A 16912-nucleotide genomic window follows, 5' to 3' on the forward strand; every position below is an offset into this window, starting at 1 on the left:
GAGGCGCCGCGAGCTTCCCGACAAAGACCGCGGCCCGGTGCGGGCGCCCGAAGGCGCCGCGCCGGGCCGCGGTCGGGTGCTGCTACGCCTTGGCCAGCCCCATCTGGTCCAGCATCCAGGCCAGGCTGAACGCCTCTTCCTTCCAGGCGTCGTAGCGGCCGCTGCGGCCGCCGTGGCCCGCCTCCATCTCGGTCTTGAGCAGGAACGGCCCGCCCTTGGCCTCGTGGCGCAGCCGGGCGATCCACTTGGCGGGCTCGTGGAAGCCGACCCGGGTGTCGTTGAGGCTCGTGACCGCCAGGATCGGCGGGTACTCGGTGTTCGCGATGTTCTCGTAGGGCGAGTACGACTTCATGTACTCGTAGACGTCCGCGTTGTGCAGCGGGTCGCCCCACTCGTCCCACTCGATGACCGTCAGCGGCATCGTCGGGTCGAGGATCGTGTTGAGGGCGTCGACGAACGGGACCTCGGCGCACACCCCCGCGAACCGGTGCGGCGCCAGGTTCAGCATCGCGCCCATGAGCAGGCCGCCCGCCGAACCGCCCCGGGCCACCAGCCGGTCGGGAGCCGACCACTTGGCCTCGACCAGGTGTTCGGCGCAGTCCACGAAGTCGGTGAACGAGTTCTTCTTGGACAGCATCTTGCCGTTGTCGTACCAGGCGCGGCCCATCTCGCCGCCGCCGCGCACGTGCGCCAGCGCGAACACCACGCCCCGGTCGACCAGCGACAGCCGGGCGATCGAGAAGTACGGGTCGATCGAGTGCTCGTAGCTGCCGTAGCCGTACAGCAGGCACGGGGCGTTGCCGTCGCGTTCGACACCCTTGCGGTGGACGATCGAGATCGGGACCCGGGTGCCGTCGGCGGCCGTGGCCCAGTCGCGGTGCTGGACGTAGTCGTCGGGGGAGTAGTCGCCCAACACGTCCTTGCGCTTGCGCAGGTGCAGCTCGCCGGTGGCGGTGTCGTAGTCGTACACCGATTCCGGGGTCACCATGGACTGATAGGACAGTCGCAGCATCGACGTGTCGTACTCCGGGTTGGAGTCCGGGTGGACACTGTAGATCGGTTCGTCGAAGGCGACGTCGCGGGCCTCGCCGTCGGTGGGCAGGATCCGCAGCCCCGACAGGCCGTCGCGGCGCAGCCCCACCACGAGGTGGTCGGCGAAGGCCGACACCGACTCCAGCCGGGTGTCGGCGCGGTGCTCCAGCAGCACGTTGAACTGGGAGGTGTCGGCGACCGGGGTCCAGCCGAGGGTGAAGTTCTCGGCGCCGTGGTTGTGCAGCACCACGAACCGGTCGCCCTGGTGGTCGGCGCTGACCTCGACGCCCTGCCGCCGCCCCGGGCCCATGACCTGGAACTCGCCGGTCGGGTCGTCGGCGCGCAGGAACCGGATCTCCGAGGTCACCTTGGAGTGCGACTCGCAGAACAGGTACTCCTGCGAGCGCGACAGTTCGATGCCGGTGCCGAAGCGCTCGTCGGTCTCCTCGTAGACCAGGACGCCGTCCTCGCCGGAACCCAGCTGGTGCCGCCACACCTTGTGGGGGCGCCACGCGTCGTCGACGGTCGTGTAGAAGAAGTAGTCTCCCGACGCGGCCCAGGCACCGCCGTAGAACACGCCCTCGACCACATCGGACAGATCCTCGCCGGTGGTGAGGTCCTTGAACCGCAACGTGAACCGCTCGTTGCCCGCGTAGTCGGTCGCGTAGGCCAGCAGATTGCCGTCGCAGGAGATGTCGAAGACGCCGATGGAGAAGAAGTCGTGCCCCTCGGCCAGCGCGTTGCCGTCCAGGAGCACCTGTTCGCCCGGCAGCGCCGAGGAGTCCTGCGGCAGTTCCGGCGGGGTGTCACCGTTGGCGGCGACCCGGCAGTGGATGCGGTACTGCTTGCCCTCCTCGGTGCGGGAGTAGTACCACCAGCCGTCCTTGCGGGTCGGCACCGACAGGTCGGTCTCCTTGGTGCGGTCCTTGATCTCGGTGAACAGTCGTTCCCGCAGTCCCGCCAGGTGTTCGGTCCGTTCCTGGGTGTAGGCGTTCTCCGCCTCCAGGTACGCGACGGTCTCGGGGTCCTGCGGGTCCTTCAGCCACGCGTACGGGTCGTTGACGGTGTCGCCGTGGTGCTCGCGTGTGGAATCGATCCGCTTGGCTGTCGGTGGTGTCTGCATTCGTGAATGCTAACCGCCGGACAGCGGCGCCTCGTTTGCCAGTACCAGGACGGCCATGTCGTCGCGGGGGTCCTCATCGGAGTAGTTGATGACGGCGCTGCGCAGCTTGGCGGCGATGACATTGGCCGGGTATCCGGCCAGCGGACGCAGGGACCGGCAGATGTTGGCGTGGCCGAACAGCTTGGAGCCGTCGCGGCGTTCGGTGACGCCGTCGGTGTAGAACACCAGGGCGTCGCCGGGCAGCAGCGTGCACTTGACCGGATTGACCGCGAGCTTGGGCAGCAGCCCGACGGCGGTGCCCAGCGCGCCGACGTACTCGCACTTGCCCTCGCGGTGCAACAGCAGCGGGCGTTCGTGTCCGGACAGGACCAGCTCGATGTCGAGGTTGGCGTCGTCTCGGGTCACCGTCGCGGTGGCCAGGGTCGCGTATCGGCCCTCTGTGGACTGTTCCAGCAGCGTCTGGTTGAGCAGTTCCAGGGTGCGCGGCAGCGGCCGGTGGTCGCGGGTCATGACCCGCAGGACGTCGCGCACCAGCCCGGTGACGGCTCCGGCCCGGGCGCCCTTGCCGCACACGTCGCCGATGGACACGAAGTAGCCGCCGCCCTCCAGTTCCAGGACGTCGTAGAAGTCGCCGTCGACCTCGGTGCCGGTGGCGGCCGGGATGTACTCGGCGGCGAAGGCCAGGCCCTTGGCCTTCGGCAGCGCCGAGGGCAGCAGCGACTGCTGGAAGTCGCGGGCGATCTCGGCGCGTTCGGAGTGGATGCGGGCGTTGTCGATGGCCAGGGCGGCGCGGCGGGCCGCGTCCTCCAGGATCGTGATGTCGTCGCGGGAGTGGGTGCGACCGACGGGACGGCCCACCGCCAGCACGCCCAGGACGGTGCCGCGCGCGACCAGCGGGATGACGACGCCCTCGGCGGGCGGCGGCAGCGGCACCGCGCCCGCGTGCACGTCGACGCCGCGGATCCGGGCCGCCAGTTCGGGCTCGGCCAGGCGTTGCCGCAGCCTCGGCAGCGAGGACTCCGAGGCGTGGACGGCGGCGGCCAGTTCGGTGTTGCCCCACTCGTCGACGGTGTGGACGGCGCACCACTCGCCCAGCCGGGGGACCATGATCTGCGGTACCAGCGCCAGGGTGAGGTTGACGTCCAGCGACTGCGCCAGCAGTTCCCCGGCCTCGGCCAGGAAGGTCAGCCAGCCGCGACGGCGGCGGTCGGAGCCGGTGACCCGGTCGGTCTCGATGGCCAGCGCCATCCGGTCGGCCGACAGCGCCGCCAGTGAAGTCCAGTATGGAGGCGGGTCGGAGTCGGGGAACAGCTCGACCCGTCCGGAATAGGGCCGGTGCACCGGAAGCGCGACCGAGACCATGGTGTCGCCGGAGGTGATGTTGCCGTGTTTGGCGACCACGGCCGGGCCGGAGCCGTCGGCGGTGTCGAGGTAGACCACGCCGCCGGGCGCCCCGATCACCTCGCACAGCCGCAGCAGCATCTCCGAGATCAGCTGCGGCAGGGTCAGCTTGGTCCGCAGTTCGTCTCCGATGTGGATCAGCCACGAGACCCGCTCGGCGGTGCGGGCGATGGCCGCGACGTCGTCCTCGGGCACCTCGGTGACCACGGCGGGCGCGTCGCCGCGTTTCTCGCCGGTCAGGGCCCGGGCCGCGGTGGAGGGCACCTCCAGCCGGAACCAGACGCCCTTGCCGTCGGGATCGTGGCTGATGCCCCACGAGGAGGCGAACTGGTCGACCAGCAGCAGGCCGCGACCGTGCTCGGCGCCCTCGTCGGGCGGAACCGGCGTGGCGGGACCTATCGGACCGGACCGGAAGTCGGTTACGGTTACGGTGACCCCGCGGTCATCCGCCGCGACGTTGACGTCGAGATCGGTCCCGGCATGAATGACACCGTTGGTGGCCAACTCGGTGGTGAGTAGCAGGGCCTCGTCCATGAGGTCGGTGAGGCCGACTTCGGCGAGCACCTCGCGCACCACCGCGCGAGCCGCCGCTGGCGACCGGTGGCTGGCAGGAAGGCGAAGTTGCCTGTGTGCGCGTACAGACACCACAGGAGTCTCTCTCACCGCCACCACGCCCTTGCGCGGGGTACCACCGAAACCCGTCGAGCTCTAGGGTCTGCGTATGGACCCCTGGGCGCCCGGCACTCCACCGGCCGAGCGCGACGCGAGCCCGAGAACGAAGTGAGGTAGTCGATGACATCCACCCGAGCCGTCTCCGATCACGATTTCCTGGAGATCCTGGCCGAAGCCCTGGGTCGCATGGAGATCGGTGATTTCACGGTGAGGCTGCCACGGGGTGACGGTCTGGCCGGGGAGGTCGCCGACCGCTTCAACGCGGTCGCCGAGCGTTCCGACCGCCGTACCCGGGAGTTGCAGCTGATCAGCCGGGTGGTCGGCCGCGAGGGCCGCCTCACCGAACGACTGGACGCCGAACGCCTGGACGGGTCTTGGCGCGAGGGTGCCGAGGCGGTCAACCGGCTCGTCGACGACGTGGTGCGCCCGACCTCGGAGATCGCGCGGGTGCTCAACGCGGTGGCCGCCGGCGACCTGAAGCAGCGCGCCCAGCTGGAGATCGAGGGACGGCCGCTGCGCGGCGAGTTCCGCTCCATCGCCGAGACCGTCAACACGATGGTCGAGCTGTTGGCGGCGTTCGCCGACGAGGTCACCCGCGTCGCCCGCGAGGTCGGCACCGACGGCAAACTCGGCGGCCAGGCGCAGGTGGAGGGGGTCTCGGGCCGGTGGCGGCAGCTGACCGACTCGGTCAACACGATGGCCTCCAACCTGACCAACCAGGTGCGTTCGATCGCGTCGGTCACCACCGCCATCGCCGCCGGTGACCTGAGCCAGACGGTGGACGTGGACGCCAAGGGCGAGGTCGCCGAACTCGCCGAGACCGTCAATTCGCTGACCAACACGCTCCAGGTCTTCGCCGGTGAGGTGACCCGGGTGGCCCGCGAGGTGGGCACCGACGGGAAGCTGGGCGGCCAGGCCGACGTGCCCGGTGTCGCGGGCACCTGGAAGGACCTGACCGACAACGTCAACGGCATGGCCTTCAACCTGACCGAACAGGTGCGAGGAATTTCCACGGTGGCCACGGCGGTGGCCTCGGGTGACCTGACCCAGAAGATCACCGTGACGGCGCAGGGCGAGATCCTGGAGCTGAAGAACACCGTCAACACGATGGTCGACCAGCTGTCGTCCTTCGCCGACGAGGTGACGCGAGTCGCCCGCGAGGTCGGCACCGAGGGCCGGCTCGGCGGTCAGGCGCAGGTGTACGGGGTCGCCGGAACCTGGCGGCAGCTCACCGAGAACGTCAACCAGCTGGCCCGCAACCTCACCGACCAGGTGCGCGGCATCGCGACCGTCACCAAGGCCGTGCAGGCCGGTGACCTGTCGCAGAAGATCACGGTCGACGCGCAGGGCGAGGTCGCGGCGTTGAAGGACACCATCAACACGATGGTCGACCAGCTGTCGCGGTTCGCCGACGAGGTCAACCGGGTCGCGCGTGAGGTCGGGACCCAGGGCCGCCTGGGCGGCCAGGCCAACGTGCGCGGTGTGTCCGGGGTCTGGAAGGACCTCACCGACAACGTGAACCTCATGGCCTTCAACCTGACCGAGCAGGTCCGCAACATCTCCACCGTCGCCACGGCGGTGCAGGCGGGCGACCTGTCGCAGAAGATCACCGTGGACGCGTCGGGCGAGATGCTGGAGCTCAAGCAGGTCCTCAACACCATGGTGGAGCAGCTGTCCCGCTTCGCCGACGAGGTGACGCGGGTGGCCCGCGAAGTCGGTACCGACGGCAAGCTCGCCGGTCAGGCCAACGTCCGGGACATCTCGGGCGTGTGGAAGGAACTGACCGACAACGTCAACCAGATGGCCTCGAACCTGACCGAGCAGGTCCGCAACATCGCCACGGTCGCCACCGCCGTGCAGGCCGGTGACCTGTCGCAGAAGATCACCGTCGACGCGCAGGGCGAGATGCTGCAACTGAAGACCACCGTGAACACGATGGTCGACCAGCTGTCCTCGTTCGCGGACGAGGTCACGCGTGTGGCCCGTGAAGTGGGCACCGAGGGCCGCCTGGGTGGCCAGGCCCGGGTGCGCGGTGTCTCCGGCATCTGGAAGGAACTGACCGACAACGTCAACCAGATGGCGTCCAACCTGACCGAGCAGGTCCGCAACATCGCCACCGTCACCAAGGCCGTCGCCGACGGCGACCTCACCCAGAAGATCACGGTCGACGCCGAGGGCGAGATCCTGGACGTGAAGACGACCGTCAACACCATGGTCGACCAGCTGTCGTCCTTCGCCGACGAGGTCACCCGAGTCGCCCGCGAGGTGGGCTCGGAGGGCAAGCTCGGCGGCCAGGCACAGGTCGACGACGTGTCGGGAACCTGGCGGGCGCTGACCAACAACGTGAACTCGCTGGCCGCGACCCTGACCAACCAGCTGCGGTCCATCGCCTCGGTCGCCGAGTCGGTGGCCCGGGGCGACCTGACCCAGTCGGTGGACGTCGAGGCCGCCGGTGAGGTCGCCGAACTGCGTGAGTCCATCAACGAGATGATCGTGGCGCTGCGCGAGACCACCGCCAAGAACGCCGACCAGGACTGGCTGAACTCCAACCTGGCCCGGGTCTCGGGTCTGTTGCAGGGGCAGCGCGACCTCACCGAGGTCTGCCGGATGATCATGACCGAGGTGACGCCCCTTGTGGACGCCCAGACCGGCACCTTCTTCACCAAGGAGATGCGCGACGACGGCATCGAACGGTTCGTCCTGAAGGGATACTACGGCTACATCCCGCCGGAGCGCGAGGTCGTGTACGCGCCCGGCGAGGGCCTGGTCGGACAGGCCGCCGCGTCCCGGCGCCCGATCCGCATCTCCGACATCCCCGACGGCTACCTGACCATCCGCTCCGGGCTCGGCGAGGCCACCCCGGTGGACCTGGTGATCATGCCGGTGCAGTTCGAGGGCCAGCAGCTGGGCGTGATGGAGTTCGCGTCGTTCCGGCCGTTCTCGCCGCTGCACGTGTCGTTTCTGGAGAGCCTGGTCGCCAACATCGGCACCGCGCTCAACAACATCGTCGCCAACGGCCGCACCGAGGTGCTGCTGACCGAGTCGCGACGGCTGACCACCGAGCTGACCCAGCAGTCCAACGAACTCCAGCGCGCCAACGACGAGCTGGAGGAACAGGCGCGGCAGCTGGAGAACCGCAACCGCGAGATCGAGATCAAGAACCGCGACGTCGAGAACGCCCGGCTCGGCCTGGAGGAGAAGGCCGAACAGCTGGCGCAGGCGTCGCGCTACAAGAGCCAGTTCCTGGCCAACATCAGCCACGAGCTGCGCACGCCGCTCAACTCGCTGCTGTTGCTGGCGCGGCTGCTGGCCGAGAACACCGAGCAGAACCTGTCGCCGAAGCAGATCGACTTCGCCCGCACCATCCACAGTGCTGGGTCCGACCTGTTGACGCTCATCGACGACATCCTCGACCTGTCCAAGATCGAGGCCGGTCGCATGGACGTCGACCCGCACGAGGTCTCGTTCACCGAACTGTGCGGCCGGGCCGAGGCGACGTTCCGTCCGCAGGCCGAGGACAAGAACCTCCAGTTCAGCGTGGAACTGGAGGACGGACTGCCGGACGTGTTCGTCACCGATTCGCAGAAGCTGCAACAAGTGCTGCGCAACTTCCTGTCCAACGCGGTGAAGTTCACCGACTCCGGTTCGGTGACGCTGAAGGTGGGGCGCACCGACCCCAGCTACTCCTTCGGTATCTCCAGTCTGGACGGTTCCGACGCCTCGTACTACTTCACCGTCGCCGACACCGGAATCGGCATCTCCGACGACAAGATGCAGATGATCTTCGAGCCGTTCCAGCAGGCCGACGGCGGCACCAGCCGCAAGTACGGCGGCACCGGCCTGGGACTGTCGATCTCCAAGTCCTACGCGGACCTGCTGGGCGGCGCCATCGTCGTGGACACCAGTCCCGGACGGGGCAGCACCTTCACCCTGTACGTCCCGGACGCGTTGAACCCGAAGGAACCCAGCCTTCCCACCTACACGCCGCTGCCGAGCGAGCACACCGACACCGACTCCTCCGCGTATCCGGAGGGACCGATCCTGTCCAGTGACTCCATCAAGGACGACGGTCCGGTGCGGGCGCTGGACGGCTCGACGGTGCTCATCGTCGACGACGACGTCCGCAACGTCTTCGCGCTCACCGCGGCCCTGGAGATGCACGGGATCTCGGTGGTGTACGCGGAGAACGGCGCCGACGGCATCGCCAAGCTCACCGAGCGCGAGGACATCGACATCGTCCTGATGGACGCGATGATGCCCGATATGGACGGTAACGAGACGACGGTGGCGATCCGCCGGATCCCGCGGTTCGCGGATCTTCCCATCATCTTCCTCACAGCCCGGGCGATGCAGAACGACCGGGACGCGAGCCTGGAAGCCGGTGCTTCCTCGTACATCACCAAACCCGTGGACCTGGATGAGCTGCTGGGCTTGATGGCGTACTGGGTGACCGGCGGGGATAATGCAGAGGACAACGATGGCGGTGGACAGGAGTAGGGATGGCCGTGGCGCGGCAGGCGAGAATCCTCATGGTGGACGACCGCCGGGAGAATCTGACGGCCCTGCAGGCCATTCTCCAGGGACTGGCGGTGTCCACCGAGGCGGTGACCTCGGGTGAGGGCGCGCTGAAGAAGTTGCTCACCGGCGAGTTCGCGGTGATCCTGCTGGACGCCCAGATGCCGGGCATGGACGGCTTCGAGACCGCCCGCCACATCAAACAGCGCGAACGCACCCGGCACACCCCGATCATCTTCCTGACCGCCGCCGACCGCGACTCCCACATGGCCTTCCGCGGCTACGCCGCCGGAGCGGTCGACTACATCACCAAACCCTTCGACCCGTGGGCGCTGCGCGCCAAGGTGGGGGTTTTCGTGGACCTGTGGGACCGCAAGGAGAAGCTCAAGGCCGAGGCCGCCCGGCTGCGGATCGCGGAGACCGAGCGGGACCGGCTGCGTTCGATCATCGAGGACGCCGCCCGCACCCTGCGTGAGGGCAACGGCGACCGGCCACCGGAGAACGTGGCCAAGGCCCTGAAGACGCTGGCCCAGGCCGAGGTCGACGGGTAGCGGCCGGGAGAAGAATCCCACAACATCGCAACCGGCACCGGGGTGAAATCGTTGCGAACGTCCGTCCGTTACTCTTGGCGGTGTGACACGCCCGGAGCTAGAGATTTCGGTGCGTCACGAAGCGGATAAGGCCGTCGTGACGTTGGCCGGTGAGATCGACATCGGCACCGCACCGCGCCTGACGGCGGCGGTGGAGGGAGCGCTGGAATCCAACCCGGTGCGGGTGGAACTCGACATGTCCGGTGTCACCTTCTGCGATTCCCAGGGCCTCGGCACGCTCGTGGTGCTCAACCGCGCCGCCACCCGCTCCCGCAGCGTGCTGGTGCTGGCCGAGCTGACCGACTTCCTGGACCGGCTGCTGCACGTCACCGGACTGCACCAGGCCTTCACGATTCAAAACGACGACGCCGCCGATGCCGATGGCACCGGCGACGCCGCCACGTCGTAACCGTCTGGGGCTAACCCACCAGCTTGCCGGTGGGTTTCTTGAAGTTCTCGACCGGCTCGCCCTCCAGGGCCGCCTTCATCGTGTGTGACACCGCCTCGTGCGGCAGATTGTGGTAACTCTGCGGCAGCGACTTGGAGCGGACGTCCGGGTCGGCGATGAACCCGGCCGACACGATGTTGGGGGTCATGCCGACGAACCAGGACGCCTGGTTGCTCTGCGTGGTACCGGTCTTGCCCGCCATGGGACGGCCGACGATCTTGTGTCCGTCGCGGAAGGTGCCGTCCTGGCACTTGCCTGACTGGGCCTGGTCGCCGACCGGACACCTGGCGGCGTCGGCGGCGGCCCGGGCCACGTCGGATGAGATCACCCTCTCGCACTCGGGTTTGGCGTCGACCTTGTTGCCCTTGGAGTCCGTCATCGATTTCACCGGCAGTGGATCGCAGTGGATGCCGTCGTTGGCCACTGTCCCGTACGCCTCGGCGACGTCCATCACCGTCGTGTCGGACACCCCCAGGGTGAAGGAACCCCACAGGTGCTTCTTGCGGGGGTTCTCGTCGTTCTCCTGGTCGCCCTTGCCGCGCAGGTCGATTCCCAGCGACTTGGCCATGTCCACGGCGTTCTCGGCACCCACGTCCTCCAACAGCTGGACGAAATAGGTGTTGACCGAGCGTCCGAAGCCCCGGTACATGTCGGCCTTGCCCGCCATCCACTTGGGATTGTCGTTGCCGGGACACCAGGCGTACTGGCCGTCGGCGTTGCGTTTGCCGCACGAGGACTCCGTCGGGTTGTAGCCGACCCCGTAGATCTTGGACGGATAGTCGCCCTTGGGATTGTCGTAGGTCGTCTTCAGCGACTTGCCCTGTTTGAGGGCGGCCAGCATCGTGAACATCTTGAACGTCGAACCGGCCTGGAAACCGGCGCCCGCCTTGCCCGAACCGCCCGACAGCAACGGCACCGTCGTGGCCGGATAGGTGCCCTTGCCCGAACCGCCCGAGTTGGGGCCGTTCTTGGAGATGTCGAGACTGAAGTCGCGGTTGATCGCCATCGACTTGACACTGCCGGTCTTGGGATCCAGGGTCACGTCGCCCAGCGCCCAGGACGAGTCCTTCTTCTGGCGCTTGGTGACCTCCTTCTGCGCCTTCTCCTGCAGATCCGGGTCCAGCGTGGTCTTGATGACGTAGCCGCCGGTCTTGAGGTTGTTCAGGCGTTCGTCCTTGGTGGACCCGAACTGGGGGTTGTTCATCCACCAGTCCTTGAAGAAGTCACAGAAGAAACCCCAGTCCTTGCGGTCCTGCGGCACCGCGGTGCAGTCCGAGGGCTGGTTGCTCGGCTTGAGGTCCAGGTCGGTCTTCTTGGCCTTGTCGGCCTGCTTCTTGCTGATGGCCTTGGTCTTGACCATCCGGTCCAGCACGTAGTTGCGGCGCTCCTTGGCCTTCTTGTTCTCCTTCTCGCCCAGCGACGGGTCGATGGTGCCCGGCGCCTTGGGCAGCGCGGCCAGCATCGCCGCCTCTTGGAGCTCCAGCTCCGACGGATCCTTGCTGAAGTACGCCTGGGAGGCCGCGTAGACCCCGTACGACTGGTTCCCGAGGAACACCAGGTTCAGGTACCGCTCGAGGATCTCCTTCTTGGAGTACTGCTTCTCCACCGCGGCGGCGTAGCGCATCTCGCGGAGTTTGCGTTGCGGCGTGTCTTCGGTGGCCTCCAACACATCCTGATTAGTTTTCGCGTTGTACGTCAGAGCCTGTCGGACGTATTGCATGGTCAGAGTCGATGCGCCCTGGGAAACCTCGCCGCCGCCCTGATTTGCCACGCCCGCACGAATAACCCCAACCAGGTCTACGCCGTTGTGTTCATAGAAGCGGTTGTCTTCGGCGGCGATTATCGCCTTCTGCATCACAGGTGCGATGTCGTCGAGGTCGACCTCTTTACGGCTCTCGTCGTAAAAGGAAGTGATCAAGGTTTCCCCGTCATTGGCGTACAGCCAGCTCGTCTGCGGCGCCGGAGGGTCCTGCAATTCGGTAGGCAACCCTTCGAAGCCGTCGGAACTTGCCTTGGCGGTCAAACCCACGACCGCGAGAGAGGGAAATGCCGAGGCGGCGACCACCACCCCGGCGAAGAGGCCACACATCAACAAAGCCGACACGTTTGACGAAATGCTTCTGTCCCGGTTCAACCACTGCACTCCATCAGCGTACGTCGATAACGCTATGTGTTCGCGTGCGCTTTTCCTGTGCGGATTGAGGAAGAACCCCACCGGGTATAAGCAGGGAAAACGACCAGGTGAATGTGGGTGTTTGGGGCTTGCCAGTGACGGCAAGTAGACATATAGTGACGAAGCGTGCACTGTCCGGTGTCGACGCCTAGCGAGGCAGGCGAGCGTCGACATCGAGTCACCAGTACAGAAAGGGACAACAGGGGGTTGGCAAGTATGACGATGATGGTGGATTGGACGTCCGCGGCAGCATGTCGGGAGGGGGACCCCGACGCGCTGTTCGTACAGGGCGCCGAGCAGAACGTCGCCAAGAAGGTCTGCAAGGGCTGTCGCGTGAGGATGGAGTGCCTCGCCGACGCGCTGGACAATCAGGTGGAGTTCGGGGTCTGGGGAGGCATGACCGAGCGCGAGCGGCGCGCGCTGCTGCGCAAGCACCCGGACGTGACCAGCTGGCGCAAGGTCTTCGAGGCGGCACTGGAGAAGGAAGCGGCCGACCGTATCGGCCGGGTGCTAGAACCGACCGGCTGACCGGCAGGAGATTACGGGCGCGCCTCGGCTTTCCGGTGCGCGCCCGTACTACGTGTTGGTCATCGCGGTGCCGACGGCGCGCAGGTCGTCCAGGTCGTGGACGTCGGCGGGGAACGCGGGCACCCGGGTGCGCGGCACCGACGGGCAGGCGGTGGTGTAGCGGGCCGCGATCCGGGTCTCGGTGGCCACTGTGGTCACCAGACGGGCGTGAACCCGCAGCGTGTCGGCGGTCGCGGAGTCCACCCCGTCCGCCTCCAGCCCCTCGGCGGCCCCCAGCGCCCGCTCCGCCGACAGCCCTTCCGCGGTCACCGCGTGCGAACGGTTGAGGACCAGGCCCGCCAACGGCATCCGCTCCTCGGTGAGCCGCCGGGTGAAGTAGATCGCCTCCCGGATCGCGTCCGGTTCACACGCCGCGACCACCAGGAACGCCGTCTGCGGATCCTGCAACGCCCGGTAGGTGGCCTCGGCCCGGGTGCGGAAACCCCCGAAGGTCGAGTCCAGCGAGGCCGCGAAGGTGGCGATGTCGGTGAGCATCCGGCCGCCCAGGATCTTGTTGATGGTCCGGGTGAAGAACGACATCGACGAGGTCATCAGCGAGAAGACACTGTGGCCGCCGCGCGAGGACGCGGTCAGGATCCGCAGCATCCGGCCGTCCAGGAACCGGGCCAGCCGGGCGGGTGCGTCCAGGAAGTCCAGCGCCGAACGCGACGGGGGAGTGTCCACGACGATGAGATCCCACTGGTCCTTGGCCCGCAACTGCGCCAGCTTCTCCATCGCCATGTACTCCTGCGTACCGGCGAAGGTGCCGCTCATGGCCTGGTAGAAGGGATTGCCGAAGATCTCGGCCGCCTGCTCGGGCGTCGTGTGCGCCAGCACCACCTCGTCGAAGGTGCGCTTCATGTCGAGCATCATCGCGTCCAGGCCGCCGCCGGTGACCTTCTCGACCTTGCGCGGCGTGTTGTCCAACTCCGCCAACCCCAGCGACTGCGCCAACCGGCGGGCCGGGTCGATCGTCAGCACCACCGTCTGACGGCCGTGCACCTCCGCGGCCCGCAGCGCCAGCGCCGCCGCCGTGGTGGTCTTGCCGACGCCGCCGGACCCGCAGCACACCACGACCTTGGTGTCCGGATTGGCGATCAACGCGTCGGCGTCAAGCTCCGGTGGTTCCATCACGCTGCCGCCTCAAAACTCGAAAGACGATGGCGCTCTACGCAGCCATCGCGCTCGGCGTACGCGCTCAGGGCCATGCTCTGCTTTCTGGTTCGCTCGCTGCGCTCGCTCACGTTTCACTCCTCAACAGCTCGGCGAGGGTGTACAGGCCCGACAGGTCGATGCCGTCGGCCTGCAACGGCAGCTCCACCACCGGGTGGTCCAGCGCGGTCAGCTCGCCGCGCAGCTCCGACTGCACTGCCAACCGCCGCTGGTGGTCGCGGGCCTCGGCGACCAGCCCGTCGACGGTGCCCGCGTCGTGTGGCAGCCCCGCCGTGACCAGATCGCGTTTCAGGCCCGCCTTGGTGACCCGCACGCCCTGCAGCAGCGGCGGACTGACCGCGTTGACCAGGATGTGCCCGACCGGCAGCTTCAGCGCCGTCAGCTCGGCGACCGCGTCGAGGGTCTCCTGAACCGGCATCTCCTCCAGCCGGGTCACCACGTGCACGGCGGTCTTCTTCGGCGAGTGCAGCAGTTTCGCGACGCCGTCGCTGTGATTGCGGATCGGCCCCACCTTCGCCAGCTTCGAGGCCTCGACGGTGACGTTGAGGAACCGCGAGATCCGTCCGGTCGGCGGCGCGTCCAGCACCACCGCGTCGTAGACCCGGCGGCCCCGGTCGGTACGGGTCGCGGCCTCCTTGACCTTGCCGGTCAACAGGATGTCGCGCAGCCCCGGCGCGATCGTGGTGGCGAAGTCGATGGCTCCGATCTTGCGCAGCGCCCGGCCCGCCCGACCCAGTTTGTAGAACATGGACAGATAGTCGTACAGCGCGTCCTCGGCGTCGACGGCCAGCGCGAACACCTCGCCGCCGCCGGGAGCCGTGGCCACGTGCCGCTCCGCGTAGGGCAGCGGTGCCGTGTCGAACAGCGGCGCGATCGACTGGCGGCCCTCCACCTCGACCAGCAGCGTGCGGCCGCCCGGCGGCGCCAGCGCCATGGCCAGGGCGGCGGCGACGGTCGTCTTCCCGACCCCGCCCTTGCCGGTCACGACGTGGACATGGGGACTCGTCCGGCGCTCGGCTGCGGGTTCGGGCGGCATGGACCTCACTCTACGACTTGGATTTGTCGTCCGTGATCACGCCGCAGACCCGCCAGGCGTCGTCGGGGTCACCGGTGACCAGTGCGAAAGTCCACACTGCAGACTCACCGGAGACGTCATGTGTGACTTTCGCCGTCACAACGGCACTGGATCCGTCGGTCTCGACGGTCGTGACCTTCGACCAGGAGAACTGGGCGGCGGCCGCGGCGTCGTCGAGTTCGTCCACGACCTTGCCCAGGTCACCCGACTGCGAGGCGCAGGTGTACGACGCGGCGTCCTTCGCGTCGTGCTCGGTGAACAGGGCGGTCAGGAAACCGTCGACGGACTCGGCCGGATCGTCGGCCGAGGGGCCGTCCCACTGGCCGGTCAGCCACAGGCCACCGAACACGACCGCGCCCCCGAACAGGGCGGCGACGGCGAGGATGGTGGCGGCGACCAGCTTGGTGCGGGCCGGCGGATTGGTGTTCTCGTCGGTCTCGTCGGCGGGAGGACCCGCCTCGGCATGGGGCTCGGTGTTGTTCGACATGGCACCTGGGTTCCTTCTCTCGATGGGGTTAACGGCCCAACCCGCCCTCAGGTTGTGGCCGCGGGGTCCTATGCTCCACTGCATGCAGAAATGGGAGTACGCGACGGTGCCGCTTCTGGTGCACGCCACCAAGCAGATCCTCGACACCTGGGGTGAGGACGGCTGGGAGCTGGTGGCCGTGGTGCCCGGCCCCAACGCCGAGAACACCGTCGCCTACCTGAAGCGTCCCAAGGAGCAGGCGTGAGCGATCACCTCGCCCGGCTGACCGAGCTCGGCCTGACCCTGCCGCCCGTGGTGCCGCCGGTCGCGGCCTACCAGCCCGCGATCCGTTCCGGCGCCCACGTCTACGTCTCCGGCCAGGTGCCCATGGTGGACGGCAAGCTGCCCGAGGTCGGGCCGGTGGACACGCTCGAACTCGAACGGGCCCAGGAGCTGGCGCGCATCTGCGCCCTCAACGGCCTGGCCGCCATCGACGCGCTCGTCGGCCTCAACGCGGTGGTCCGGATCGTCAAGGTCACCGGTTACGTGGCCGCCTCCGACGTCTACACCGACCACCCGAAGGTCATCAACGGCGCCAGCGAACTGCTGGGCGAGGTCTTCGGCGAGGCCGGGCGGCACGCCCGCGCCGCCGTCGGGGTGTCCTCGCTGCCGATGGGCGCGCCCGTCGAGGTGGACATGATCGCCGAGGTTTCCTAAGCGGCCATCGGCACCTGATCGCTTACCGGCGGCTGCCGGTTGCAGTAGCACGAGAAGGCTCACAACGGCGAAAACCCTCAGCCATTTGTCAGCCCGGCGAAGTACTCTCGCTCACGTGACTGGCATTACGGGTTTGGACACCGGCTCACCGCCGTGGGTGAGCCTCTTTCGTGCCCCCAACCCCGGTCCAATGACCTTGGACGGGACGAACACCTGGTTGATCGCCGCGAACGCCGGGCACGACGCGCTCGTCGTCGACCCCGGTCCGGCCATCGAGGAACACCTCGCCGCCGTGGCCGCGTCCGGACCGATCCGTGGTGTGCTGCTTACCCACCACCACCCCGACCACGCCGAGGGACTCGAACGATTCCGTGAATTGACCGGCGCCGGGGTCGTCAACCCGGGGCCCGGACAGCGGCTCGTCCACGGCGACCTGACCATCACCACGATCGCCACCCCCGGGCACACCGCCGACTCGGTCTCGTTCCACGTCGGCGGCGCCAGCCCGGCGGTCTTCACCGGCGACACGATCCTGGGCCACGGCTCCACCGCGGTGCTGTGGCCGGACGGCAACCTGGGCCACTACCTGGACAGCCTCAAGCGGCTGCGCGGGCTGGGCCCGATCCCGGTGCTTCCCGGGCACGGCCCGGTGCGCCGCGACGCCGCTGCCGCCGCCACCGAATACGAGACCCACCGGCAGGCCCGGCTGGACCAGGTGCGCGCCGCGTTGGCCGCCGGTGCCGCCAGCCCCCGCGAGGTGGTCGAGGTCGTCTACGCCGACGTCGACAAGTCGCTGTGGCCTGCCGCCGAGGCCACCGTCCGGGCCCAGCTGGCTTATCTGGAAGAACGTGACGCGGAACATATTCGGCCCGGCGGAAGTTAGGTCGTATCGTGAGCGAGCGAAGCGAGCGAGCCAGGAAGCAGAGCAGCCCCGCGAACGCGGCCACCGAGCGCAGCGAG

General features: G+C 68.0%; 13 protein-coding genes. 7 read left to right on the forward strand and 6 right to left on the reverse strand.

Going from position 1 to position 16912, the window contains the following annotated elements:
* Positions 1-82 precede the first annotated feature (82 nt).
* Both SNAS_RS05195 and SNAS_RS05200 read right to left on the reverse strand, forming a co-directional pair.
* Positions 83-2155: a S9 family peptidase gene (locus SNAS_RS05195; protein ID WP_013016332.1), complete on the reverse strand. Its 2073-nt coding sequence runs from the start codon at positions 2153-2155 to the stop codon at positions 83-85.
* A gap of 9 nt (positions 2156-2164) precedes the next feature.
* Positions 2165-4228, reverse strand: a complete 2064-nt coding sequence (locus tag SNAS_RS05200) for a SpoIIE family protein phosphatase (protein WP_052304915.1) — start codon at positions 4226-4228, stop codon at positions 2165-2167.
* A 120-nt stretch (positions 4229-4348) separates the two neighbouring features.
* On the opposite strand from SNAS_RS05200, the gene SNAS_RS05205 reads away from it, so the two are divergent.
* The 3 genes from SNAS_RS05205 (at position 4349) to SNAS_RS05215 (ending at position 9742) form a co-directional block, all read left to right on the forward strand.
* Positions 4349-8725: a HAMP domain-containing protein gene (locus SNAS_RS05205; RefSeq protein ID WP_013016334.1), complete on the forward strand. Its 4377-nt coding sequence runs from the start codon at positions 4349-4351 to the stop codon at positions 8723-8725.
* Between the two features lie 2 nt (positions 8726-8727).
* Positions 8728-9294 (forward strand): response regulator, encoded by a 567-nt coding sequence (locus SNAS_RS05210; protein WP_013016335.1) that lies wholly within the window; start codon positions 8728-8730, stop codon positions 9292-9294.
* Positions 9295-9376: 82 nt separating this feature from the next.
* Positions 9377-9742 (forward strand): STAS domain-containing protein, encoded by a 366-nt coding sequence (locus SNAS_RS05215; protein WP_041624561.1) that lies wholly within the window; start codon positions 9377-9379, stop codon positions 9740-9742.
* Positions 9743-9752: 10 nt separating this feature from the next.
* On the opposite strand, the gene SNAS_RS05220 is transcribed toward SNAS_RS05215, so the two are convergent.
* The gene (locus SNAS_RS05220) at positions 9753-11870 is read right to left on the reverse strand and encodes a transglycosylase domain-containing protein (protein ID WP_013016337.1); all 2118 of its coding nucleotides are present in this window, start codon (positions 11868-11870) and stop codon (positions 9753-9755) included.
* 300 nt (positions 11871-12170) lie between these two features.
* Here SNAS_RS05220 and SNAS_RS05225 point away from each other — a divergent pair, with 300 nt between their 5' ends.
* Complete coding sequence (locus SNAS_RS05225) at positions 12171-12482, forward strand: WhiB family transcriptional regulator (protein WP_013016338.1); 312 nt, start codon at positions 12171-12173, stop codon at positions 12480-12482.
* Between the two features lie 48 nt (positions 12483-12530).
* On the opposite strand, the gene bagB is transcribed toward SNAS_RS05225, so the two are convergent.
* The 3 genes from bagB to SNAS_RS32425 all read right to left on the reverse strand — a co-directional run bounded on the left by bagB (position 12531) and on the right by SNAS_RS32425 (position 15256).
* Entirely contained in the window at positions 12531-13652 is a 1122-nt protein-coding gene (gene bagB, locus SNAS_RS05230) for an ArsA family ATPase (protein WP_013016339.1), read from the reverse strand.
* 109 nt (positions 13653-13761) lie between these two features.
* Positions 13762-14730, reverse strand: a complete 969-nt coding sequence (bagA, locus tag SNAS_RS05235; protein WP_013016340.1) for an ATPase BagA — start codon at positions 14728-14730, stop codon at positions 13762-13764.
* Positions 14731-14740: 10 nt separating this feature from the next.
* On the reverse strand, positions 14741-15256 hold the full coding sequence (locus SNAS_RS32425; RefSeq protein WP_013016341.1) for an Rv0361 family membrane protein: 516 nt from the start codon (positions 15254-15256) through the stop codon (positions 14741-14743).
* Between the two features lie 82 nt (positions 15257-15338).
* Between SNAS_RS32425 and sp36 the strand changes: the two genes are divergently transcribed.
* The 3 genes from sp36 to SNAS_RS05250 all read left to right on the forward strand — a co-directional run bounded on the left by sp36 (position 15339) and on the right by SNAS_RS05250 (position 16835).
* On the forward strand, positions 15339-15500 hold the full coding sequence (sp36, locus tag SNAS_RS35645; protein WP_086013309.1) for a Sp36 family protein: 162 nt from the start codon (positions 15339-15341) through the stop codon (positions 15498-15500).
* Positions 15497-15952: a RidA family protein gene (locus tag SNAS_RS05245; protein WP_013016343.1), complete on the forward strand. Its 456-nt coding sequence runs from the start codon at positions 15497-15499 to the stop codon at positions 15950-15952. The genes sp36 and SNAS_RS05245 overlap by 4 nt, the downstream gene beginning before the upstream one ends.
* 115 nt (positions 15953-16067) lie before the next feature.
* Complete coding sequence (locus SNAS_RS05250; protein WP_013016344.1) at positions 16068-16835, forward strand: MBL fold metallo-hydrolase; 768 nt, start codon at positions 16068-16070, stop codon at positions 16833-16835.
* The last annotated feature ends 77 nt before the right edge of the window (positions 16836-16912 follow it).

The sequence above is a fragment of the Stackebrandtia nassauensis DSM 44728 genome (assembly GCF_000024545.1).
GTDB lineage: Bacteria > Actinomycetota > Actinomycetes > Mycobacteriales > Micromonosporaceae > Stackebrandtia > Stackebrandtia nassauensis.